The 21,420-nt window shown below is 60.2% G+C and carries 20 protein-coding genes and 4 pseudogenes; 7 read left to right on the top strand and 17 right to left on the bottom strand.

Annotated elements, in window-relative coordinates; all coding sequences use genetic code 11:
- Positions 1–14: 14 nt before the first annotated feature.
- Positions 15–833, bottom strand: coding sequence for a M28 family peptidase (locus OKW28_RS05915; protein WP_429444174.1), 819 nt, complete (start codon positions 831–833; stop codon positions 15–17).
- 438 nt (positions 834–1,271) lie between these two features.
- Here OKW28_RS05915 and OKW28_RS05920 point away from each other — a divergent pair, with 438 nt between their 5' ends.
- Positions 1,272–1,604, top strand: a complete 333-nt coding sequence (locus OKW28_RS05920; RefSeq protein ID WP_429444175.1) for a hypothetical protein — start codon at positions 1,272–1,274, stop codon at positions 1,602–1,604.
- 960 nt (positions 1,605–2,564) lie between these two features.
- Positions 2,565–2,864 (top strand): annotated as a pseudogene (locus tag OKW28_RS05925) (alanine racemase C-terminal domain-containing protein); the annotation flags it as partial.
- Positions 2,865–2,866: 2 nt separating this feature from the next.
- On the opposite strand, the gene OKW28_RS05930 reads toward OKW28_RS05925, so the two are convergent.
- From OKW28_RS05930 to OKW28_RS05975, 10 genes are all read right to left on the bottom strand, one after another.
- Positions 2,867–3,061 (bottom strand): hypothetical protein, encoded by a 195-nt coding sequence (locus tag OKW28_RS05930; RefSeq protein ID WP_429444176.1) that lies wholly within the window; start codon positions 3,059–3,061, stop codon positions 2,867–2,869.
- A 1,041-nt stretch (positions 3,062–4,102) separates the two neighbouring features.
- Positions 4,103–4,372 (bottom strand): YbdD/YjiX family protein, encoded by a 270-nt coding sequence (locus OKW28_RS05935; protein WP_187639504.1) that lies wholly within the window; start codon positions 4,370–4,372, stop codon positions 4,103–4,105.
- A gap of 2 nt (positions 4,373–4,374) precedes the next feature.
- Positions 4,375–6,435 carry a carbon starvation CstA family protein gene (locus OKW28_RS05940; protein WP_429444177.1) on the bottom strand — a complete coding sequence of 687 codons (2,061 nt, stop codon included), beginning with the start codon at positions 6,433–6,435 and terminating at the stop codon, positions 4,375–4,377.
- A 122-nt stretch (positions 6,436–6,557) separates the two neighbouring features.
- A complete protein-coding gene (locus tag OKW28_RS05945; protein ID WP_429444178.1) occupies positions 6,558–6,860 on the bottom strand; it encodes a hypothetical protein in 303 nt (100 codons plus the stop codon).
- 120 nt (positions 6,861–6,980) lie between these two features.
- Positions 6,981–7,271, bottom strand: coding sequence for a hypothetical protein (locus OKW28_RS05950; protein ID WP_429444179.1), 291 nt, complete (start codon positions 7,269–7,271; stop codon positions 6,981–6,983).
- Between the two features lie 388 nt (positions 7,272–7,659).
- A complete protein-coding gene (locus OKW28_RS05955) occupies positions 7,660–8,361 on the bottom strand; it encodes a thioesterase domain-containing protein (RefSeq protein ID WP_429444180.1) in 702 nt (233 codons plus the stop codon).
- A complete protein-coding gene (locus OKW28_RS05960; protein WP_429444181.1) occupies positions 8,310–8,639 on the bottom strand; it encodes an alpha/beta fold hydrolase in 330 nt (109 codons plus the stop codon). Before OKW28_RS05960 ends, OKW28_RS05955 begins: the two co-directional genes overlap by 52 nt.
- Before the next feature lie 225 nt (positions 8,640–8,864).
- Positions 8,865–9,002: a DUF3563 family protein gene (locus tag OKW28_RS05965; protein ID WP_429444182.1), complete on the bottom strand. Its 138-nt coding sequence runs from the start codon at positions 9,000–9,002 to the stop codon at positions 8,865–8,867.
- A 314-nt stretch (positions 9,003–9,316) separates the two neighbouring features.
- Positions 9,317–10,150 (bottom strand): class I SAM-dependent methyltransferase, encoded by an 834-nt coding sequence (locus OKW28_RS05970; protein WP_429444183.1) that lies wholly within the window; start codon positions 10,148–10,150, stop codon positions 9,317–9,319.
- A gap of 151 nt (positions 10,151–10,301) precedes the next feature.
- On the bottom strand, positions 10,302–10,523 hold the full coding sequence (locus OKW28_RS05975) for a hypothetical protein (protein ID WP_429444184.1): 222 nt from the start codon (positions 10,521–10,523) through the stop codon (positions 10,302–10,304).
- Positions 10,524–10,758: 235 nt separating this feature from the next.
- Between OKW28_RS05975 and OKW28_RS05980 the strand changes: the two are divergent.
- The 5 genes and pseudogenes from OKW28_RS05980 to OKW28_RS06000 all read left to right on the top strand — a co-directional run.
- Positions 10,759–11,121, top strand: a pseudogene (locus tag OKW28_RS05980) (cupin domain-containing protein); the annotation flags it as partial.
- A 112-nt stretch (positions 11,122–11,233) separates the two neighbouring features.
- Positions 11,234–12,613, top strand: a complete 1,380-nt coding sequence (locus OKW28_RS05985; RefSeq protein WP_429443705.1) for an IS4 family transposase — start codon at positions 11,234–11,236, stop codon at positions 12,611–12,613.
- Positions 12,614–12,643: 30 nt separating this feature from the next.
- Positions 12,644–13,321: pseudogene (locus OKW28_RS05990) on the top strand (helix-turn-helix domain-containing protein); the annotation flags it as partial.
- 1,099 nt (positions 13,322–14,420) lie between these two features.
- Positions 14,421–14,612, top strand: coding sequence for a hypothetical protein (locus OKW28_RS05995; RefSeq protein WP_187639681.1), 192 nt, complete (start codon positions 14,421–14,423; stop codon positions 14,610–14,612).
- Positions 14,605–16,674 carry a recombinase family protein gene (locus OKW28_RS06000; RefSeq protein ID WP_187639680.1) on the top strand — a complete coding sequence of 690 codons (2,070 nt, stop codon included), beginning with the start codon at positions 14,605–14,607 and terminating at the stop codon, positions 16,672–16,674. The genes OKW28_RS05995 and OKW28_RS06000 overlap by 8 nt, the downstream gene beginning before the upstream one ends.
- A 27-nt stretch (positions 16,675–16,701) precedes the next feature.
- Here the strand turns inward: OKW28_RS06000 and OKW28_RS06005 are convergent.
- The 6 genes and pseudogenes from OKW28_RS06005 to OKW28_RS06030 form a co-directional block, all read right to left on the bottom strand.
- Positions 16,702–17,127: pseudogene (locus OKW28_RS06005) on the bottom strand (transposase); the annotation flags it as partial.
- A gap of 80 nt (positions 17,128–17,207) precedes the next feature.
- Complete coding sequence (gene tnpC, locus OKW28_RS06010) at positions 17,208–18,785, bottom strand: IS66 family transposase (RefSeq protein WP_429444185.1); 1,578 nt, start codon at positions 18,783–18,785, stop codon at positions 17,208–17,210.
- Between the two features lie 116 nt (positions 18,786–18,901).
- Positions 18,902–19,255 (bottom strand): IS66 family insertion sequence element accessory protein TnpB, encoded by a 354-nt coding sequence (tnpB, locus tag OKW28_RS06015; RefSeq protein ID WP_429444186.1) that lies wholly within the window; start codon positions 19,253–19,255, stop codon positions 18,902–18,904.
- Entirely contained in the window at positions 19,255–19,719 is a 465-nt protein-coding gene (gene tnpA, locus OKW28_RS06020) for an IS66-like element accessory protein TnpA (RefSeq protein WP_429444187.1), read from the bottom strand. Before tnpA ends, tnpB begins: the two co-directional genes overlap by 1 nt.
- A 59-nt stretch (positions 19,720–19,778) precedes the next feature.
- Positions 19,779–20,282, bottom strand: a complete 504-nt coding sequence (locus tag OKW28_RS06025) for a TetR-like C-terminal domain-containing protein (protein WP_429444188.1) — start codon at positions 20,280–20,282, stop codon at positions 19,779–19,781.
- 173 nt (positions 20,283–20,455) lie between these two features.
- Positions 20,456–21,409, bottom strand: coding sequence for a PDR/VanB family oxidoreductase (locus OKW28_RS06030; RefSeq protein WP_429444189.1), 954 nt, complete (start codon positions 21,407–21,409; stop codon positions 20,456–20,458).
- Positions 21,410–21,420 lie beyond the last annotated feature (11 nt).

Here is a 21,420-nt window from a genome sequence, read left to right on the forward strand (position 1 = left end):
GAGCAGGATTGGACTCACCGCATGCCGGGTCTGGCGGGCGTGGGCGTGAGCGACGCGACGCTCGCTGCGAGCCCGAGCGTCACGGCAGCCATGCGGCCATAGTCGAGCGTCGCGGGGACGTCGTGCGCGGTATGGTAGTGTGGGTTGCGCAGGTACGCGGTGTCCGTGACCATCACAGCCGGAAAGCCTTCGCGCCAAAAAGATGAGTGATCGCTCAGCGCGACGCCCGGCACCCACCACGGCAACGCCGCGCGTTGCAGCGGAAAATCCGACGAGGCCTGAAACGCGTTGGTTAGCCATCTCAGTCGCTGCGCCGAGCGAAGGTTGGAAACGAAGCCGATGAAATTGCCGCTTGACGGATAGAAGCAACGCAGCAGCGGCGGATACACCTGGGTGCCTGGCTCGTCCCGGTAGTAGCCCAGCATCTCGAGCGACAGCATCAGGCGAATGCGATCCCCGCGCAGACGTGCCGCCCTCGCATACCGCAGGCTTCCCATGTCGCGGCGGAAGAAGAACGGCGCCTCCTCATTCACGAACGCGACACAGCGCATGGAGTACTGGGGCGCAAACGCCTGAAGCAGGAACATCGTCTCGAGCAGCGCCGCGACGCCGCTGGCGTTGTCGTCGGCCCCCGGACTGCCGGGCACCGTGTCGTAATGCGCACCCAGTACGATGATTTCGTCAGGCTCAAGACAGCTTGGCAGCGCCGCCTCGACGTTCGCGCACTGGACGCCCCGTACCAGATACTTTTGGCGCGTCACCGCACAGCCACGTATCGCCCATTGCCGTTCGATATAGTCGGCAGCAGCGTGCAGCGCAGCGGGGCGGAGCACGTTGCGCTCGCCAATGTCTCCAGCAAGGATGGCGTTGCAACGGACACGCTCGCAGTCCGCATACGACTTCCTCCGCGCACGTCGTGATCGACTCGAAGCTGGACCGGTTGCAGCTGGGCGGTTCGGTGTGTGTCGACGCGTGCGATGCGCGGATTTCCGCTCGCCCGCCCACGCTCACGGTCACAGTAAAAGCGTCGTGTCGCCGCTCGATGGTTTCAGCCTAGCCGTCAGCCGCGAGAATTCAAGGCTCAATGCGTGCGTGGATGCGGACCGGTAACGTTTTTCAATCGAGACTGGCGACGGATATTCTGGCTGACGGGATCTCTCGCCCACCGTCACGCTGAAGCGGAAGTGCTCAATTCAGGTTCCGCGAGCGTCTGGTGCCGCCCGTGAATGAGCCGATGCCTATATCACGCGATGGTTAAGGGAGCCGATTCGATGCCTGAACAAATTACCAAGTATCCAGACGTGACGCTCCGGGTGCTGAAAGGTGTGGGTGCGGTGTGCGGTGAGGGAGCCGCCCAGAAGCTCCTGACGCAATGCCCTGCTGAGCGGTTCTGCGCGCTCCCGACTGGCGAGATCTGCGTCTATGGGATCAACGAGATCTCGAACATGACGCAAATCACTGCGCGCGAAATCGCCGCTATCGTTGCCGCGAAGTGCCAATCCGACGCAATGCCGCTACCGGCGACGTGGTGGGTAGGAAGTGTCCTTCTTGGGACCGGCTTACTGGCGGGCTTTGTGCTGGGGAAATACATGAAAAGGCGGTAGGCGATCAAAGGCGAACCGAATTCGCCGACATCGACTCGACCAATCCCGTCATTCGAGCCTTCCGTCATAGAGCGAAGCGCGCAGCATATGTCGCTCAAGCGCAAACAACTTGGCGAACGCTTTGCCATGTGGCATCGCTTTGCTGGGTTGGCCCAAACTCCGTCTGCTTTCTGAGCAGTCTCGCGTGAGCTGCACTTTTGCGCCGTCAGCGATTTAACGTGACAAAGCCCTTCACTGGTAGGGCGTATGCGACGTCACTAGAGATTATCAGGCAGGACTGGGGCTGTCGCGTTGCGCTAACCGCTTGGCGAGTGCATGATTGATCAAGCCTGTGTGCGCAGGACGAATTCCTGTTGGCAGCAACAGCCCAGAAACTTTGGACGAATGGTCCGGAGGCTCGCTCCGCGCGACGCAGCGATGACTGCGATGGCGGTCTAAAGTGAAAAGAGGAGCGAAAGTCCTCGTCATCTGGATGCTCCAGGATCCAACCGCGCCGCACCACAAACTGAGAAGTGCTGCGCTCCACGTCCACGCCGAGTTTTTCAACACCATCGGCCGACAACGGAACAACGACCACCGCCTATGCCCGCGCCCATCTGCGGATGCATAGGGAAAACACGCGCATTCGCTATGCTTTAGTTATGTAGACGGCATTCGCAAGCATATCCTTCCGACCACGGGGCAGATGATCCGCCCGACTCAGGGACCGAATGTTGCGTTGATCGATTTATGCACGGGAGACAACCATGGTCAGGCTTTTCTGCATATTGGCTCTAGGGGCTGGCATCGCGGGGTGTGTCATCGCCCAGCCGTACGGCTATCCGGGGTATGGATATGGTCCCGGCTACTACGCGCCTAGCACCAGCATCGGTGTGGGCGTGGGAGGCGGCAGCTTCGGCGGGGGCGTAGGCGTCGGTGTCGGGGTTGGTTTCTGACATCCCCGAATGAACCCGTGCGCACCACGAGCGTACTCAGGCACCCGTACGCGAGATCGGCGTCCGAAATCAGCGTCATCGGCATCCGAGCAACTCACGCGTGAATCAACTCGTGCCCCGCGTCTCTATGCATATGCTAACCGTGGAACTGACGCCCTGCCCGTCTGTGGGAATTGGCTCGAAAATTCGAGCTCTGGGTGAGCAGGTGAAGATTGACGATGTCGCGTACGCTGCAGGCACGATTGGATACAAACTCATGTGCGCATTGGCGCTTCGCGTGCCGGTAACGGTGCCTAGTTTCATCAGGCTGATCCGGACGGATTGATGTCAATTCATTTCTGCTACGCCAATGAGATGCTCGATGTACTCGTCAATGCGAGCACGTGCCTCTTCGGCAGCTTGTGCACCGGTTCGCGAAATAAGCGGATATGTGGCGCCGTTGCCTTTGAATAAACCCCCGTGGTGCACCCAGGCGGCGTAGGCAAATACACCAGATTCACGTCGCGTTAGATTGAATGTCACGTCGTACGTTCGTCGCATTCCCTCGGTTCGCGTATAGGGGCATCTGTACAGCTGTGATCGAATCATAAATCGCCTCCCAAATCTGGCCCTCACTTCAATTCATGACCGAGCCACGAAAGATGTCTTTTGGCATCGGTGACGAAGAATCGGTGGCAATGCGTACACGGCGTATGCAACAGTGCGACTCACATCAAATTGATCTGGCCGAAGACTGGTTTTGCTCAGCCGATACCGATGCTGCTATGACGGATTGAGCACGGAGGCTTCGGCAGGGGCTCATCGTCGACGAACGCGCTTCCACATCACACGGCAAACGCGAACGCCGATTCACGATTCGCAAAATGCCCACGATCACCGAGTGAGGTGGCCTCGCCGTCCTCCTCCAGTATCGACACTCGAGCGGCGAAAATGTTGCCGTTCCGTGCAACTGACGGTTGTATCGCTATGCCCTGCTGATAAAAAAGATGACGCCTCCAACGTTATGTTCGCCTGTCGATCAACCTCTTTTGTCTCTGCGGATTCCAAGCACAGTTAGTGCCGTGAGGTCGATTGCAACGGATTGCAGGCAGGAGCCCTTTGGAAACGTGAACTAGCGAGGGTTTCTGGCATCGCAGGGTGAACAGCACCATCCGTCTCGACGCCACTTTCCTGTGGAGGCAGTCTCGAGGACCATCGAATGAATCGGTACGACCAACGAGGAAAGCGCCGAATTCGTGAGGGAGGGCGGCTCCATGTCAGCCTGAAGCGGTGAGCCGCAAGTGCGGCCCGATCGGCTCCTCCGGCCGACGTTGGGACGATCGTCTCCGACGCTCGGATGTCTCTTACCAAGGTGGACGAGACGTTCGAGCGTCCATATCAAGGCGCCAGCCAAACGGCCGTAGATGGCCGAGATGGGAAGCTGGCGATCGGCCGATCGACCCAGCCTCGCAAAAGCGGGCAACGGGAAGCATGATTGGAGGTAATCTCGCTCCCGCCGCGTCTAGAAATCAACTCGCGCGTTCTCTGCAAAAGAGGATGGCCATACAGAGGACGCGAGCCGGGCTAACAGCATCTCGGTCCGTTGCGACAGTATTTCCGATCGACGGCCCAAGTGAAGAACTCGCCGCGCGACATCAGCGGATCGCACGGATGACGGGAGGCCATGTGCTCGACATAGCGTTCATAGTCAGGCATGCCGAACATCTGCATGCACGCTCCGCGCATGGTGCGCGCAAGTTCCGAGAGCCGTGTCGCAAGTGCAGTGCTGCCGGGACGGTTGTACGTGCCCTTTCCCGGCATCGCCACAAGTTTGCCATTGAAGATCGTTTTCATGGTCAGGTCCCCTGAGCGCGCACAACAGCAGGCGTCTCGACGACGGTGGGCTGCGCCTGCCTCCGCGCCTGCAAGCAGATCTTGACAGCGAAGACGCACATTGCGATTACCAGCACGACAAAGAAGCCGCAGACAATTGCGTCCAGGTAGTTGTTGAAGGCCACCCGCTCCATTTCCGCAAGCGACTTCGCGGGAGCAAGCACGGTCCGCTGTGCGGCGGCGTCGCTGAACTTGTGCGCCAGCGCAAGGAAGCCGATGCGCGGATCGCTGTGGAAGATCTTCTGGATGCCGGCGGTGAGCGTTGTAATCAGGAGCCACATAGTGGGCACCAGTGTCACCCAGATGTAGCGCTCGCGCTTCATCTTGACCAGCACGCTGGTGCAGAGCAGCAGAGCGATGCCAGCGAGCATCTGATTGCCCACGCCGAAAAGCTGCCAAAGGGTGTTGATGCCACCCAGCGGGTCGACTACGCCCTGATAGAGAAAGTAGCCCCAGGCCGCCACGCAGATACCGGTGCCCAGCAGGTTCGCGGGCAGTAACTGGGTGTTGCCCAGCGGCCGATAGACGTGGCCTAGCATGTCCTGAATCATGAAGCGGCCGACCCGCGTGCCGGCGTCCACGGCGGTCAGGATAAACAGCGCCTCGAACAGGATGGCGAAGTGATACCAGAAGGCCTCCATGGCCTGGCTGCCGAGGGCCTGGCCCAGAATCTGCGCCATGCCTACGGCGAGCGTCGGGGCACCGCCAGCGCGCGACAGGATGCTGGTTTCGCCGATGTTCGCGGCTGTCTGGTTGATCAGTTCCGGCGTGATGACGAATCCCCACCCGGACACGACTTGCGCCGCCTGTGCGGCGGTGGTGCCGATAATTGCCGCCGGGGCGTTCATGGCGAAGTAGATGCCCGGGTGCAATACGCAGGCCGCCGTCAGCGCCATGACTGCGACGAATGACTCGGCGAGCATGCCACCGAACCCGATTAGGCGCATATGCGACTCGCGCTCGATCATCTTCGGTGTGGTGCCGGAAGATATCAGCGCGTGAAACCCCGAGACCGCTCCGCAGGCGATCGTAATGAACAGAAACGGAAAGAGCGCGCCGGAGAAGACCGGCCCGGTGCCGTCGATGAAGCGTGTGGTCTGCGGCATCGAAAGAGCCGGGGCGACGACGTAAATGCCCACCGCGAGAGCCACGATCGTGCCGATCTTCAGGAACGTGCTGAGGTAGTCGCGCGGAGCGAGCATCAGCCACACCGGCAAGCTGGAGGCGATGGCGCCGTACAGAATCAGGGCCCACGCCAGTTGCGGGCCAGTCAACGTAAAGATCGGTGCCCAGGTGGGATCGTTGGCTACCGTCTTGCCCAGGACGATCGAGACGAGCAAAAGCACGACACCGAACAGGGAGGCTTCGCCCACGCGCCCCGGACGAATGAAGCGCATGTAGACGCCCATCAGCAGCGCGATCGGTATCGTCGCCGCGATGGTGAACAGGCCCCACGGGCTGGCCGTGAGCGCCTTGACCACCACCAGGCTCAGGACAGCAAGAATGATGATCATGATCGCGAGCACGCCGACCAGAGCCAGCGAGCCTGGAATCGGGCCCAGTTCCATCTTGATCATTTCGCCAAGGGATTTGCCGTCCCGGCGCACCGACGCGAAGAGCACGATGAAATCCTGCACCGCACCGGCTACCACGACGCCTGCGAGGATCCACAGCGTGCCGGGCAGGTAGCCCATCTGCGCTGCCAGCACCGGACCGACCAGAGGACCGGCGCCAGCGATTGCGGCGAAATGATGGCCGAACAGCACCCACCTGTTAGTCGGCACGTAATCCATACCATCGTCGTGGCGTTCGGCCGGGGTCTGGCGAGTATCGTCGAGCCGCAGCACGCGTTCGGCAATGAACTTGCTATAAAAGCGGTATGCGATGAAATAAACGATGAGGGCTGCGGTCACCAGCCACACCGCGTTCACACTTTCACCGCGCCCAAGCGCGAGCCTGGCGAAAGCGAAAGCGCCGACAGCGGCCAGCACACCCCACACGAGAATGGACGCAAGCTTGTTCATGACGTTTCCCTCTTTCGAACAATGCGTGGCGAAACCGATGACGCGCAACTTTATGTATCGGCGCGCTTCAATGTTCCGCCGCTGAGCAGCAGGCCTGCTTCCCCGTTTTACCGGAAAACAGACTACACCCAGCCCCGAGGTGGCCGCAATGCGCGATTCCCCGCTCGTGCCACGCCGTGCGGCACCGCGGGTGCGTCGCTCATATCGTTGTGGCCAGATCTGTTACCGCGATTTCCCAGCGTTTGTCCAAACATCCGCTCATCCGCCGCCCACGGCCTATCGTGATTGGCAACGACTAAACTGCAACGGTCATCCTGAATCTTGACCTCGCAAGTCTGCGGTGCATAGGCGACGAAATGCGCAGTACGTTTGCGCCATAACCATTCCCGAATGGCGACCGCCACTTCACTTTCTTCGAACATCATGTATAAGGTCCGGTCTGGATGAACTCGGCAAGAAGTGTGCGTGAGCAGCAGCCGGTGAGGCCGCTTCCGTGCTTCGCAATCCGCCCGCTGAACTCACGCGCTGCCAGTCGCGAGGCGAAGTTACTTCAGGTGAATTAGGACTGATCCCTCCGATATTTCCGGCGCGGCCGCGCCAGTGTTTCCACCGTTCTTCGCGATCCAGTCCTTCGCCTTTTGCACGCTTTCATCGATGCCGGCCTTGTCCTGGCAGACAGTAACCGAGAATCCGCCATCGCCGCTGCGTGCGAGGGTGTAGCCGACGAAGCCTTTGACCGAACGCAGCAGTTCCTCGACGTCAGCCGCTCTTTTCTCCAGCAGATCGAATAACTCCTTTGCGCCCTTTCCGGAATATGTCCTTATTACGGTTTGCATGATTGTCTCCTCCTGTTTCATGGACCAACGAGACGAGCACGCCGCACAAACAATGTGTGCAGCCTTCTCGAACTGCTCTTTCGGACGGCGTGGAGTGTGCGCAACGAATTGAGAAGGCCGCGCACCTGATATCCGCGAGCCTTACCAAGTGTAGTCACTGTGCCGCCACAGTAAACCTGGGAAGCGATGCAAAATCTTGGTGCCTTCACCGAACGTCGGCAATTGGACCGTACTCCGCGCGATCCCTTGCCGGCGGCTGGCTGTATGAAGGGCATATACCGACCCGTTGCTGCCATTCAGGTCGCCGCGACGACTACGGCCGTTCTCGAGGTCCAACGGCCATTCGCTCGCCCGGGATTGCCTTTCGCTTTTCGGCCGTTGCCAACATTCAAGAATTGGCCAAGGAGTGGTGGCAAGAAGCCGTCTTCCGGACGTTCGCCGGACCCGCTGCTATGAACGTTCGGTTTCGAAGGCTGCGGATATCGTGTGCGCCGTCGTGGCCAGCGCGCTTCACGCGCCTGCGCCGGTCAACACCGTGAAGCCCGGTCATGACGACGAATTTTTCGGCGCCGCTGCTTCGATTGCAGGCGAGGGAGCCGATATCGAAGACCTCCAGTTGCCCTGCCAGACCCGCCAGGCAATCGCAGGACTGAGAAGAGACACCGGCGGCATCGTCAGGTTTACAACCTTCAGAAATGCAATGGTGTGGGCTCGGTGAACAATGCGTGTGCGCCCATCTACGCACATTTATCACCGACGCGACGATTGAAGACTTGCGTAGTTCTGGAGTCTGCTTCCAGCTACCCGTTCCCATCCAGTAGTCAATGAACCGCTCGGCGGCGGCATCCTGGTGTCCCGCGTCGAGGGCGACGCTTGCATCAGCTACTGCGTTGCGGATTCCCTCGGCCTCGTTCGGCGCAGGCGTCTGTGCGTCGATGAGCGAGAGCAGTGTTGGTTCGTACAGGGCCATTGCATGTACACGACGGGGATTGGCCAGCGCCGTGACAAACGCCACTGCGGCGCCGTACGAATGACCAATCAGCGCCAGCGGTGAACCGGTTCTGGAGAGAACCGGCTCAATGAGTTCCACTTCATCGCGAAGGCTAATGACCCGGTCCCCGAAGACCATTGTGGACTTTTGCCGGCACCATAAGAGTCGGGAGCGAAAAGGTGGAATTGTGGCGCCAGCAGCCGATCAATCAGGGCCCGCCACTGCCCGGAGGTGCTTGCGTTCGAGTGTAAGCATACGACGGCCGGGCCAACTCCTGCTTCACGGAAATATGGCTCAGGCTGACTAGCCGCGTTGTCTGGCGTGGCGGGAACCGGCGGCCGTTTCGTTGACGGCGTGCATGCAGCGGGCGTAGTCATGTTTCGTTATCCTCAAAATAAGTGGAAGGTCAGATGCAGTCGTATCGACCGCACCCATTATTCGCTGAGCACGCGTGCGATGCATCACCGGTCGCCGGGTCCTACTTGCTCGCGCATCCCGAGTCGTTGGCAGACTGGATTGAACGTCTGCCGCGCAACATGTCGGCCGTCGGTCGTGGTACGGCCAGGAGCTGTCGCTGGTCCTGCTACGGCCTTGTTGTTTCGCTAGCCGTTGGTCTCGATCGAGCGCATGCGGCGTTCCAAGTCGCATATATCGACCGAGGACTCGAGGTATGCGTCACGGCGACTATGTTCAGCGCGTTCAAGCAAGTTGCGGAACGTCTTGGCAAGGAATGCAAGCATGGTCTACTCCAGTAGCTCGGTTCCGGTCTCGGTGGCGGCTGCCGCAGACTTCGGGTAACTACACAATTTGACCGCCGAACTTCCGCATCGACCATGCGGCTCTTTTCAAAGCCTTAGCTGATGGCCGTGTTGGCCTCCTCTGACGATGCGAGGGAAAAGTGTCGTCTGTTCACTCACGCTTTTTAGCAATAGTTCGGGCACCACAGACAGAACGTGTCGACTGTTTGCGTGGCCGATCGGCGCCGTTAATCCCGTTCGGAGCCATTCGAACGGTCGGCACATACGGTAAGGCCGTTCGCGACGACAGCGCGGCATCACTTCCGGTCGATCACCACCTCGAGGTACTCGCTCGGCAGCACCAACGTACCGTCGCCCGAACGATTGTGGCTTTCCATGAGAGTCAGCAAGTCCTGGGTGAAGCCAGCTTGCCTCTCGGCATCGAGCGCGCCGAATGTCTTGTTCAACGGGCCGTAGTAGGCGCGGAACACTTCGATCCAGTGTGCCGGCGAGAGGTAGCGAAAGGCGAACTCGCGGCGGGTCGTGCGGATTTCCTGCGCGGTTTCGCCGAAGAGTTCTTCGAGTCTTGCCTTCGTGCCCCACAGTGCCGGCGATTTGACGCCCGGCGCGGGGGGCACGTACTTGCCGATCGTCTTGAACAGTTGTCCGATGAAGCTCTCCGGCGTCCAGTTTGCAAGGCCGATCCTGCCACCGGGCTTGCACACGCGCGCGAGTTCGCCGGCGGCTTTGTCCTGGTCCGGAGTGAACATCACACCGAAGGTGGACATCACGACATTGAACGACGCGTCGGGAAACGGCAAGTTTTCAGCGTCAGCCTCGTGGAACTGGATCGTGTGGCCTTCAGCCTCCGCGCGCATTTGCCCGGATTCGAGCAGTGAGGACACGTAGTCGGTGGAGGTCACGTCGCACCAGCGACGCGCGGCGGCGAGGGTGGCATTGCCGTTACCGGCCGCGACATCGAGCACGCGGCTGCCTGCGCGCAGATCGAGTGCTTCGCACAACTGCTCACCGACGATCTGCAGGGTGGTTCCCACGACAGCATAGTTGCCTGTGGACCAGGCGGCTTGCTGGCGGGTCTTGACTGCGGCGAGATCGACAGCGGGTGAGGAAATGGATGCGAGTGCGGACATGACTGTACTCCTGGTGATTTTGGACGGGAACCTGCTTTTCGTACGGCAGCGCGGTACCTTTGTCTGTCTTGCTGGCTATGGCCTGCAAAGAAGAGCCGGCAGGACGGCGACTGGGGCCGCTCGGATAATGGCGCTTGATGCGTCAAATGGGCTATTCGGCTGCCGTGATACCCGAGCCACCCATTTCTTTCGAAACGTCCTTCATCTTCGGCAGGCCGTCCTTCATTCGAAGTTTCGTCTGCTGATAGTGGACATGGACGCCGGCGTCGTAAGGGAAGTCTGGAATAGCCGCTGCATAGATGTCCGTTGACAGGTCCCGCCGACCAGCTCCGATATGAACCGCAATGGCAATAGCCCAGTGGGGCTGGCTCACCAATGACCGTGAATCGAACCGCGCCAGAAAAGCAACCGCCTTTGTAAGTGCTCTCGTTACTCATGATGTGTCGTCTTGGTGGTTTGCATTGAATCTTCCGCTTCCGTCGTCGAAACCCTGAAAGGCGTTTGTTATGCGATCACGTGGGTGCTAGTATCAGCTCGTAGGTCATATCGATGAATGACCAGGCGTCCAGATCTCTTGTGTAGGACGCCGGGATTAGCGGACGCTGTTAATGGATGCCCTTTCCGACGTCCTTCGGGTTGTGCGGCTAAGCGGTGCCGTGTACCTCAACGGAGACTTCACTACACCTTGGTGCCTGTTTGGCCAGGCGGATGCGGCCCTCTGCGCCGCCTTCCTGCCAGGATCAGAACGCGTGGTTTCGTACCATCTGATCACCGAAGGCAGTTGTTCAGCGCGACTGGCAGATGACCCCGGCTCGGCTATTCACCTCAATGCTGGCGAACTGCTGGTGGTGCCACAGGGCGAACCACATATTTTCGGAAGCGCATTAGACCTTTCTCCTGCGCTCGCGGGCCCACTTCTGGCCATTCAGTTGGAGACGGCACCAGGCCAGGTGATGACACTCTCCTATGGCGCTCAGGATTACCCATAAGTCGCTCGCGACTGTGCGATTGAAGGGCGATGGCTTGTAAACGGTGACGACCGATGTTAACTTTGATCCGGTTCGTGATCTGTGATGTCGGGCATTGTCGGACACATCTGACCTTGATGATTGGGCAAATGAAGAGTTTGGCGCCGCCGAGCTCGGCGACGCTCGCCTGACCAGACGGCTCGTGACGCTGGCACGCAAGCTTTCGTTGGGCCCACATTGCTCTTTTCCGCAGTCGTTCAATGGTTCGGAGCTGAAGGCGGCATATCGTTTTTTCGACAACCCGCACGTGGATGTCGATGGCGTGCTGGGTGGGCACATCGGTCAAACGCTGTGTCGTATGCAACAGGTGCCAGTCGTCCTTGCTGTTCAGGACACCACCGAGTTCAATTTGTCTCATCTGCGGGCAACCGAAGGTCTGGGATATGGCTCCGATCCACATGTGCGTGGTTTCCTGATACACAGTCTGCTTGCGCTCACGCCAGAGGGGCTGCCACTCGGGGTGATCGGGATGAAGACCTGGATACGCAGGCACGAGGAGTTGGGCAAGAAACATCTGCGTGGGCAACGAACCGTACAACAGAAAGAGAGCGCGAAATGGCTCGAAGGCATCGAGCAACTGGGCGTACTCAAGACGCACTGTCCGTGCACGCATGTCATCGGCGTGAGCGACCGTGAAGGCGATGTCTATGACGTGTTCCTGGCGCAGCGGCCTGCCGGTGTCGACTGGTTGGTGCGCGCGTCGTGGAACCGACGCGTTGCTCACCCCGATCGATATTTGTGGGAAACCGTGCTGGCCTCGCCAGTGCTTGGAGAGGCGCAACTGCAGGTGCCTGCACGCGAAAACCGCCAGGCACGCACCGCACGGCTGGTTGTGCGCTGCATGCCCGTACGCCTTCGTCCGCCGCAAAATCGTCGTCGCGAGAAGCTTCCCGAAATTGAAGTGTTTGCAATTCATGCACAGGAAACGAACTTAGACGAAGGAGCAGAGCCATTGGAATGGCTTCTACTGACTTCGGTGCCTACGCAAACACACGCAGAGGCCCTCGAGCGTCTTGCATGGTATGCGCGCCGATGGACGATTGAATCGTGGCATCGTGTGCTTAAAAGTGGCTGTCGCATTGAAGCCCGCCAATTTGGCAATCTCGATCGATTCGTCCGCGCCACCGCATTGTTCGCCGTCGTAAGCTGGAGGATCCTGTACTCCATGTTGCTTGCCAGGCTTGATGGCAACCTGCCATGCGAAGTATTGCTGCAGCCAATCGAGTGGCGAGCCCTCTACTGTCGTACGCATGGCAGTACCGAAATACCTGATAAACCGCCGTCACTCGCGCAGGTCATCTTGTGGATCGCCAGACTCGGCGGATATCTCGCTCGAAAGCATGATCGTCCACCTGGTCCTACCGTCATCTGGCGTGGATTTCTTGTCCTGCACGAAATCACGATGATGTACCGAATATTCAGGCAAAACGAATAGCACCATCACATTACTTGTGGGTAATCCTGAGCCTATGGCGGGGGCGGGCCACCAACGCGTGTGGTGTGCGGTTTTCTGGCCTGCGACGGTACGTTGGGGAACCCGTTGCTGTCCTCGCTGCCGCGGCTCTTCAAGATCGATATGCGCAACGATCCTCAATCGGCATGGCTTGAATCATCACTTCGATTCGCTGTCGCCGAAGCGGCGCAGTGGCGCGCTGGCAGTGCGATTGTCCTTGCCAGGTTATCCGAACTACTCTTTGTCGAGGCGGTGCGCCGCTGTATCGATACGTTGCCCGCAGACCGGAAGGGATGGCTAGCAGGCGTGCGCGATCGCTTTGTCGGGCCTGCGCTATCGATGCTTCACGCTCAGCCAGCACACTCCTGGACCGTTGATGAACTCGCGCGAAAAGTGGGGTTATCACGCTCGGCGTTAGCGAAACGGTTCACTGACCTGTTAGGACAGCCCCCAATGCAGTACTTGGCGCGGTGGCGCCTGCAACTCGCCTCGCATGAACTCCTGATCGGAAGCAAGTCGCTTGCCGCGCTAGCGGAGCAGGTCGGCTACGAGTCGGAGCCGGCGTTCAATCGGGCATTCAAGCGCGAATTCGGGATGCCGCCGGCTGCATGGCGAAAGAGTCATATGGCGCAAATCGATACCGCGTCCGCGAATACGGCGGGACCCATTGGCGAGATGACGTCTGTTTAGCTCGCGAAAATTCGGGCCATTCGTGTGCGCTGGCAGCCGTCAACGCGTGAGAGAGAATAGGCGATATGCGCCAATGACCGCTTCGCTCGCCTTAAGACTTACATTCCGCACGTCGAGGACACAATTTGGCGCGAATTTCGTCGCTAGTCCGGCTGGCGAAAGGTGTCTTCCGGGACGCCGAGTAGCCCGAGCAGCTGACGCTGCAATTCCGTGAGCGGAACGTCGTAGAATAGCGTGCTTCAGACGTCCGCGCTCCTGCTTGTGGCCGCAAGGGGGCGCGGCCTCGCCGCTGCTCGGTCCGCCGCTGCCGCCGCGTTCGTGTCGGCGAGCGCGCAGACGCAGTTTCAGGGTGTGGTGCAGCCCGAGGTTCCGGCCTCGCAACCGGTGGTGCGCGCCGTTCCTCTTCGCCCTCCCGCGTCCGCTCCACAGCCCACTCAAAAGCCTGCTGAAAAGCCTCCTGAAAAGCCTACTCAAAAGCCGGCTCATAAGCCGGCTCATAAGCCCGTACATAGGCGTGCCCATGAGTCCACTCATAAGGCCAGCCCCCTATGCTCCCAGCGCCAACGTCGCAGCCCGCGGAGCAGCCAGAGCCAACACCTCAGAGATGGTCTCACCCGTTCGGACAGTCTTCTGAGATTTTTAAGTGGAACGTCCGGGGCAGTCATGCTGCCAATTTGATCGCAGGCAGCGTCGCGAAGTATGCCTCATCCGGCGTGCGGTCTTCCAGACTCGAATGAGGTCGTCTCTGGTTGTACAAGCCGTCAACACAACGCCCATATCGGCGAATCAAAGGAGGTTCTCTACCGCTGGCACCCGTGGTACGGGCACACGGTATGGATTTTCACCACGATAGAGAGGAAGAACGCCGAGTCAGTGCTGCGCTGTGGGCGAGAGCCGTTCGACACGGCGGGCTTGCTGGAGGTGCCGCAATGGATGTTCGATCCCGTTGCCTGCTGTCGCATTACCTCGGCAACGTCTCCCGCCGTCAGCTGTGAAGCATTGAGGGAACTGAAGTACCTGTTGGCGCAGGCGCCTGCTGCCACGCCGCGCGGTATGGTACAAGCCGAGCACCATCCTTTGCTCCGTACAGGAGGTGCTGATGCGACGCCAGACAAACCCCCAACCGGGCGGTCAACTCGACCTGTTCCGTCTCTTTCCGAAGACACCACAATGGGAGCACCTGCCGCAAGAGGTCCGGCAGCAGACGGTGCGTTTGCTGGCGCAGCTGCTGCGGCAACACCGTCGCGGGCTGCTCGCCGCCGTACACGAGCCGGAGGTGCGCGATGAGTGACAAGATTCGGGCGCAGCATCTGGCGCGCAAGGCCATGCTGTACGTGCGCCAGTCGTCGGCCTACCAGGTCAGCCACAATCTGGAGAGCCAGAAGCTGCAGTATGCGATGCAGGATCGTCTGCATCAGTTGGGCTGGAACGAGATCGAGGTGATCGACGAGGATCTGGGACGCTCTGCGGCCGGAACGCAAACGCGCACGGGCTTCGAACGGATGGTCGCAGAGGTCTGTCTTGGGCACGTCGGCGCAGTTGCCGCTCGCGAGGTTTCACGATTCGCGCGCAACAGTCGCGAGTGGCAGCAACTGGTTGAGGTGTGCCGCGTCGTCGACACGGTGCTCGTCGATCAGGAGACCGTCTACTCACCGCGGCAGAGCAACGATCGTTTGCTGCTCGGCTTGAAGGGCAGCCTGAACGAATACGAGCTGGATCTGTTGCGTCAGCGTTCGCTCGAAGCTCGTCGGGAGAAGGCCAAACGCGGCGAACTCATTGTCGCGGCGCCGGTGGGTTACTGCAAGACCGAAGACCAGCGCCTGGAGAAGGATCCGGATTTGCGCGTGCAGGACGCCATCCGCTCAGTATTCCGCCAGTTCGGCGCGATTGGTTCGGTGCGTCAGACGTTGTTATGGTTCCTGGAGCACGGCCTGCAGTTGCCGGCATGCATGCCGCGCGGCGAAATCCAATGGAAACGGCCGAGCTACGGCACGGTGTACCGGATCCTGACCAACCCGATCTACGGTGGCACGTATGCCTATGGCAAAACCGAATGCGCGATCCATTACGAGGCTGGGGAACCACGCAAACGTGATCGCCGCAAACCACGGGATCAGTGGCTTGCGCTCATTCCGAATGCCCACGAAGGGTACGTTGACTGGGACGAATTCGAACGGATCCAGTGTGCCATTAGCGGCAACCTGCGTCTGGCCGGACACGCTGGCGCCCCGAAGAACGGTGAGGCCCTGCTGGCGGGACTATTGCGCTGCAGGCGCTGCGCGAGCAAGCTGACGCTACACTACACGGGTAACAGGCACGACGCCTTGCGCTATAGCTGTCATCGCGGCTGGATGGACAAGGGGCAACCGCGTTGTATTGCGTTCGGTGGCACACGCGCGGACGCGGCCATCGCCGAGGCGGTCTTGCAGGTCGTTCAACCGGCGGCAATTGAGGCAGCAATCGTGGCGCGCGAAGAAGAGACCCTGAAGCAGGACGAAGTGCTGGCCGCGTTGCAGCGGGATCTTCAGGCTGCACGCTACGCCGCGCAACGCGCGCAGAAACAGTACGATGCTGCTGACCCCGAGAACCGGCTCGTCGCCGACGAACTGGAGCGGCGCTGGAATCATGCGCTACTACGCGTAGAGGAACTGGAATCGCGTATCGAGCAACAGTCGCGCACATCCGGCCAGATACCGCCTACCCAGCCAGAGGAGTTTGCCGATCTTGCCACTGCATTGGAATCGATCTGGCCGCAGGCCGACGCCCGCCTGAAGAAGCGCATAGTGCGCACCCTGATCCACGAAGTCGTCGTTGACGTTGACGACGCAACGAGCGAAATCGTGCTCGTCATTCACTGGAAGGGCGGAGTACATACCGAGATTCGCGTGCCGCGGCGGCGCCGCGGAGAGAACACTACGCATACGTCACGTGAAGCAATTGATGCCGTGCGCCAGCTTGTCCGTATCTGTCCGGATCTGGTGATCGCCGGCGTACTCAATCGCAATGACCTGCGAACCGGCCGGGGTAACTTCTGGACCCAGGAGCGAGTCACCGCGTTGCGCAGCCACCATCAGATCCCGGTCTATTCGAGCGAACGACGTGCTGCTGAAGGATGGATGACGTTGACCGAGGCATCGGCGTTCATCGGTGTGAGCCCCGGAACGCTCAGGCTCGCAGTTGAGCGCAACAAGATCCCAGCCGAACATCCGTTACCCAACGGGCCATGGATCTTCAATCGCAATTCGCTGACCGGGGACGCAGTTACCGAACTCGTCGGACGGGCTCGCGCACGGCGTGGACACCCCACAATACCAACGACACAACAGGGCTCTCTAGATTTATCAACAACATAGCGAGGTTGGGCAGTATGAAACGCACTTGTACAGATTGATGTAGTCGCCGATTGAGCGCCGGGCGTGGCCGACCGATTCATAGGCTTTCAGATACACCTCTTCATATTTCACGCTTCGCCACACGCGCTCGACGAACACGTTGTCTCGCCAGGCACCTTTGCCGTCCATCGACAAGCGGATGCCCCGGCTGAGCACGGCCTCGGTGAACGCTATCGCGGTGAACTGGCTGCCCTGGTCGGTATTGACGATCTCAGGTTGCCCGTACTTCGCGAACGCTTCTTCCAACGCCTCGACAGCGTGCATCGCCTCCATCGTGATCGCTACGCGGTGGGCCAGTACCTTCCTGCTGGCCCAGTCCACCACGGCGGTCAGATACACGAAGCCGCGCGCCATCGGGATATAACTCGTATCCAGTGCCCAGACCTGGTTTGCCCGATTGATCGTAAGCGCTCGATCTGGCGCACACGGGACCAAATGGGCTGCGTGGCAACGGTCGCGTCGATACGGTGGTTGGACCAAGCGTTGTTACGCGGTCAAGCCGTAGGCTTCGAGAAGTTAAACGGCAGCAGGTCGGTGACATCGGCGTCTAATGCTCGTTGCGGTAATTCGCCGAGTACCCGAACGAGATATGCATAAGGTTCGACGTTGCACGCTCGGCACGTGAGCATCAAGCTGTAGATCATGGCACTGGCCTTCGCGCCAGCAACCGTGTCACTGAACATCCATGACGATCTGCCGGTGCAGAATGGCCTGATGTCGCGCTCGATCACGTTGTTATCGATTGGGGCACGCCCATCGTTCACGTAGCGGCTGAGGTACGTCCACTGATTGCGTGTATAGGAGATCGCCTTGCCCAGCAGGCTCTCAGGAAGGATCTGCGGTGCCAATTCGTCAAGCCATTTCCTGAAGGATTCGAGCAGCGGCACGCTGTGTTGCTGGCGCAGCCGGAAGGTGTAATCGACGCGCGTCTCGCTTTCGGTCCGATCTGCCTTTGCGAGAGTTTCGACCTGGTAGAGCGCCTTGAAGTATTCCAGTGCATGTGCGGCCCGCCCGCCTGGTTTCTTCATGCCCTTGAGGGCCTCCACGAAGGCACGCCGGGCGTGAGCCAGGCAACCGAAGTGCGTCGGGCCGTCGAGCGTGCGCCAGGCGGCATATCCATCGGTCATCAGCAGACCTTTATAGCCGGAGAGGAACGCCCGGGGATATTCCTGCCCGCGCCCCGGCTGGTAGTCGAACAGCACGACGGGCTCAGGGCAATCTTCGGCGCTGCGGTAGACCCACATGTACGAGGTGCTCTGGGCGGCTTTGCCCGGCTCCTTGAGCACCTGTACCGTTGTCTCGTCGCCGTGAATCAGCTGTTGCGACAGCAGTGTCTTGCGCAGCGCCTCGTACAACCGGCTGTAGTGCAGTTCAGCGGGCCGGATGATCCAGTTCGCCAGCGTGCCACGCCCGACTTCGATGTCCGCGCGTGCCAGCGCATGGGCCATCCGGTATAGCGGCGTTCCGTCGACATATTTGCCCGCAGTGACCGTGGCGATCATCGCCGCACTGGCATTGCTGCCCGGCAACGGCTGGGCCGGCATCGGTGCCGTGATCACCGGCGTGCGCTCCGCGTGACGCTCGCAGTGGCGGCACGCGTATTTCAAGCGCACGTGCTGAAGCACCGAGGCCTTTACTTCGATATGCCATTGTTCGCTGATCTCTTCGCCCATACGGTGCAGGGCGTGCGCGCAGCACGGACATACCTTCTCGCTTTCGGGCAGATCGTATTCGATGCGCTGACGCGGCAGATGCGCCGGTAACGGCTTACGTCCCGGCTTGCTTCCCGTGGGCGCAGGCGGATCCGGCAGACCCGTGTCGGGAAGCGCAAACGTGTCGTCGGTGGTGCCGGTATCCATGCCGTCGGGTTCGGTGCCGGCGATCTGCTCGGCCTCGTCGAAGACACGATCCTTGAGCTTCTCGCTGCTCGGGGCGAAGCGCCTGCTCTGCGCGAGGCGAAACTGCTCTTCGAGCTGGGTAATCCGTTCGCCCAGTTGCCGGTTGCGTGTCTCGAGTTCACGGATATAGGCCTGGGCGGCCGGCGGCAATCGGGAGAAGTCGTCCTCGTTCATGCCTCCACGATAGCGAAGTGTCGCCCGCGATGGGTTTACGGGAATTTGTAACGCCCCGAAGGAAGTCCCCTTGGGGGACGGCCGGCCAGTTATTGCTGACGGGCGACGCCCGATGCTCAGCTGGCGTGATGGTACGACCGTACCGGATGGCGGCGTACAGCATCAATGTCGATGCCCTCCAGGAGCCAGTGCAACTGCTCGCTCGTCAGCTTGACGACGGTCTGCTGCCGGCGTGGCCATACGAAGTGGTCTTCCTCGAGGCGCCTCAACATCATCCAGAAACCGTTGCGATCGTAGAACAGCAGTTTGACCCGGTTGCGTTTGCGGTTGTGGAAGGCGAACACGGCGCGTGCAAACGGATCGAGCTGCATGGACTGCTCGACGAGCGTCACGAGGCTGTTGATGCCGGCGCGGAAGTCGATCGGTTCGCGATGCAGGAAGACCGTCAGGTCCGCGTCGAAACGGAACATCAACGCGCTCCCAATGAAGCAACCACGGCATTGACGATTGCCACGTCGTCTGCTGAACATTCGAGCTCAAGCTTCACGCCGTTAGGCAGCTGAGCCGACAGCCGTGCCACTCGTGTTGAGCGTGGCGAAACGCAGGATGATTCTGCTCCGGTGGCGCGGTGCGACGCGGGCGCGGGCGCCAGCAGCGCTGTTGGCTCGTCGATTGCGACAACCGGCACAAACGCTGACGATGCGACCGGCACGTCGTGCCTGACTGGGGGCCGGCACTGTTCACGCGTCTGGACCCATTTATGCAGCTGGTTGGCGTTCACACCAGCCTTAAGGGCGAGGCCCGATAGCGAAGCGCCTGGCCGCAGACAGGCTTCGACGAGTCGTCGTTTGTCCGTTGGATCGAAGCTTCGCTTGCCGCCGGCACCAACACGCGTCACGCATAGGGGCAAAAACCTGAGGTCATCTTCTGTCATGGATTGCGTCCGCAAAGTGAGGTTGCGGACGCAATCGTGAGCCTTCTCAACAGCGCAAGCTAGGTGTGCGAAATCGCGCGCTTACGGATATCCAGAGATAGAAGCGCGGGCAAAATCATCGTGTCGATCATTGCCTCCAGATCCCCTTTGCCCGGTGGTTGGCCGTCGAGAAGTGTCCTGCCCACGATATACGCGAACGGCAGATCAGCCACGACGCTGGGGACAACCGGGGAGCCTGCGACTTCGCCGCGTTCGGATGTGCGCGCAATAATATCCCCCCAGCCGGTAGCGCCGATCCGGCGCAATTCGCCGGCGAGAAGGTTCAGCGGGACCGGATTGTCACGTCCGGCCAGCACAATGCCGACGAACAGTCGCGCGCGCCGCGCCGTCAAGGCCGTGGCGATCTGCTGGGCCAGGGCCAGGAGGTCGTCACGAAGGTTTCCGGTGTCCGCAACGGCAACGGGCAAAGCGGCCAGCTCGCCTTCGAGCGCTGCGGCGACCAGTTCAAGCTTCCCACGGTGACGCCGATATTGCGGACCGGCGCCCCCGCTCGCGCGTTCCACACCGACTGGAGAACGGCTTCTTGCCAAATCAGGGCACCGCTGGGCAGGGAGGCGCGTTGTTCGGGCGGGAGGCTAACAGAATAGGCTGTCGCGTTCCCATCCGGGTCCCCGAGCTTGTAATATTGCCGTAGTCAACCAAACCAAAACCGGTTTCGGTCTGGCGCTGATACGATCTAGAGATCTAGCACCAATACCCGGCTCAATGCCCTCGAGCAGCACGGCATGAATTTATCGTTCCGCGATTTCTCTTCGTCCGATAAAAACATGTCGCGATGATCGGGAATGCCATTCATGACCCGCATCACACAAGTTCCGCAAACGCCCTGTTCACAGGACAATGGAATCTCGAATCCATTTTCATAGAGAACGTCTGCTGCGCTACGTCCTTCGGGCACGGCAAGCCGCGCGCCAGTGCTAACGATTTCGATTTCGAAAGGCAGGCTATCACCCTCCATTGCGCACTGCGGCGCTGCGAAAAACTCAAAATGAACATGACTGTCTGCCCATCCAAGCTGCTTCACGGAGCGCCTCACGAACTCGATGAAACCCGCAGGACCGCAAACGTAGATGTGGGTCTCAGGCTCGGGCTCCCCCAAGAGTTCATTGATTCTGATGGAGTCGCCTTGATCGTCGAAGTAGAACTCGACTCTCCTGGAAAACGGGCTTGCAAGAAGCTGTTCGCGGAACGCCGTGCGTGACTTGGAACGTGCGCAGTAGTGCAGCTCAAAGTCCTCCCCGGACGCGTGCAGGGCCCAGGCCATCGAAATAAGAGGCGTGACACCAATGCCCCCTGCGATCAATACCGAACGGGTCGCGGCCGATAATGGGAAATGGTTCTTTGGCGAACTGATCTGCAGGATATCTCCAACTGCCACCGCCTCGTGGGCGGCCGCCGATCCGCCGCGTGAATTCGGCTCCCGCAGCACCGCGATGACATATCGCCCGCTATCGGCCGACGCATTACAAAGCGAGTACTGCCGGACCAGTCCATTGGGCAAATGAACGTCAATATGCGCGCCTGCCAAGAAAGGCGGCAGCGTCGCATCGGAAACCGCGCGTAGTTCCAGACTGACAATATCGTCGGCTTCCACAACCCTCTTCTCTACACGTACCTCGATCGTACTCATACCTACCTCGA

Source organism: Paraburkholderia sp. 40, assembly GCF_050434105.1.
Taxonomy (GTDB): domain Bacteria; phylum Pseudomonadota; class Gammaproteobacteria; order Burkholderiales; family Burkholderiaceae; genus Paraburkholderia; species Paraburkholderia tuberum.

Coding starts and splice junctions, on each gene's coding strand:
- OKW28_RS05945 (WP_429444178.1), bottom strand. CDS start 6,860: ATGATGTTCGAAGAAAGTGAAGTGGCGGTCGCCATTCGGGAATGGTTA.
- OKW28_RS05970 (WP_429444183.1), bottom strand. CDS start 10,150: ATGTCCGCACTCGCATCCATTTCCTCACCCGCTGTCGATCTCGCCGCA.
- OKW28_RS05920 (WP_429444175.1), top strand. CDS start 1,272: ATGCCTGAACAAATTACCAAGTATCCAGACGTGACGCTCCGGGTGCTG.
- OKW28_RS05960 (WP_429444181.1), bottom strand. CDS start 8,639: ATGACTACGCCCGCTGCATGCACGCCGTCAACGAAACGGCCGCCGGTT.
- tnpA (WP_429444187.1), bottom strand. CDS start 19,719: ATGACAGAAGATGACCTCAGGTTTTTGCCCCTATGCGTGACGCGTGTT.
- OKW28_RS05965 (WP_429444182.1), bottom strand. CDS start 9,002: ATGCTTGCATTCCTTGCCAAGACGTTCCGCAACTTGCTTGAACGCGCT.
- tnpB (WP_429444186.1), bottom strand. CDS start 19,255: ATGTTCCGTTTCGACGCGGACCTGACGGTCTTCCTGCATCGCGAACCG.
- tnpC (WP_429444185.1), bottom strand. CDS start 18,785: ATGAACGAGGACGACTTCTCCCGATTGCCGCCGGCCGCCCAGGCCTAT.
- OKW28_RS05950 (WP_429444179.1), bottom strand. CDS start 7,271: ATGCAAACCGTAATAAGGACATATTCCGGAAAGGGCGCAAAGGAGTTA.
- OKW28_RS06030 (WP_429444189.1), bottom strand. CDS start 21,409: ATGAGTACGATCGAGGTACGTGTAGAGAAGAGGGTTGTGGAAGCCGAC.
- OKW28_RS05935 (WP_187639504.1), bottom strand. CDS start 4,372: ATGAAAACGATCTTCAATGGCAAACTTGTGGCGATGCCGGGAAAGGGC.
- OKW28_RS05995 (WP_187639681.1), top strand. CDS start 14,421: ATGCGACGCCAGACAAACCCCCAACCGGGCGGTCAACTCGACCTGTTC.
- OKW28_RS06000 (WP_187639680.1), top strand. CDS start 14,605: ATGAGTGACAAGATTCGGGCGCAGCATCTGGCGCGCAAGGCCATGCTG.
- OKW28_RS05940 (WP_429444177.1), bottom strand. CDS start 6,435: ATGAACAAGCTTGCGTCCATTCTCGTGTGGGGTGTGCTGGCCGCTGTC.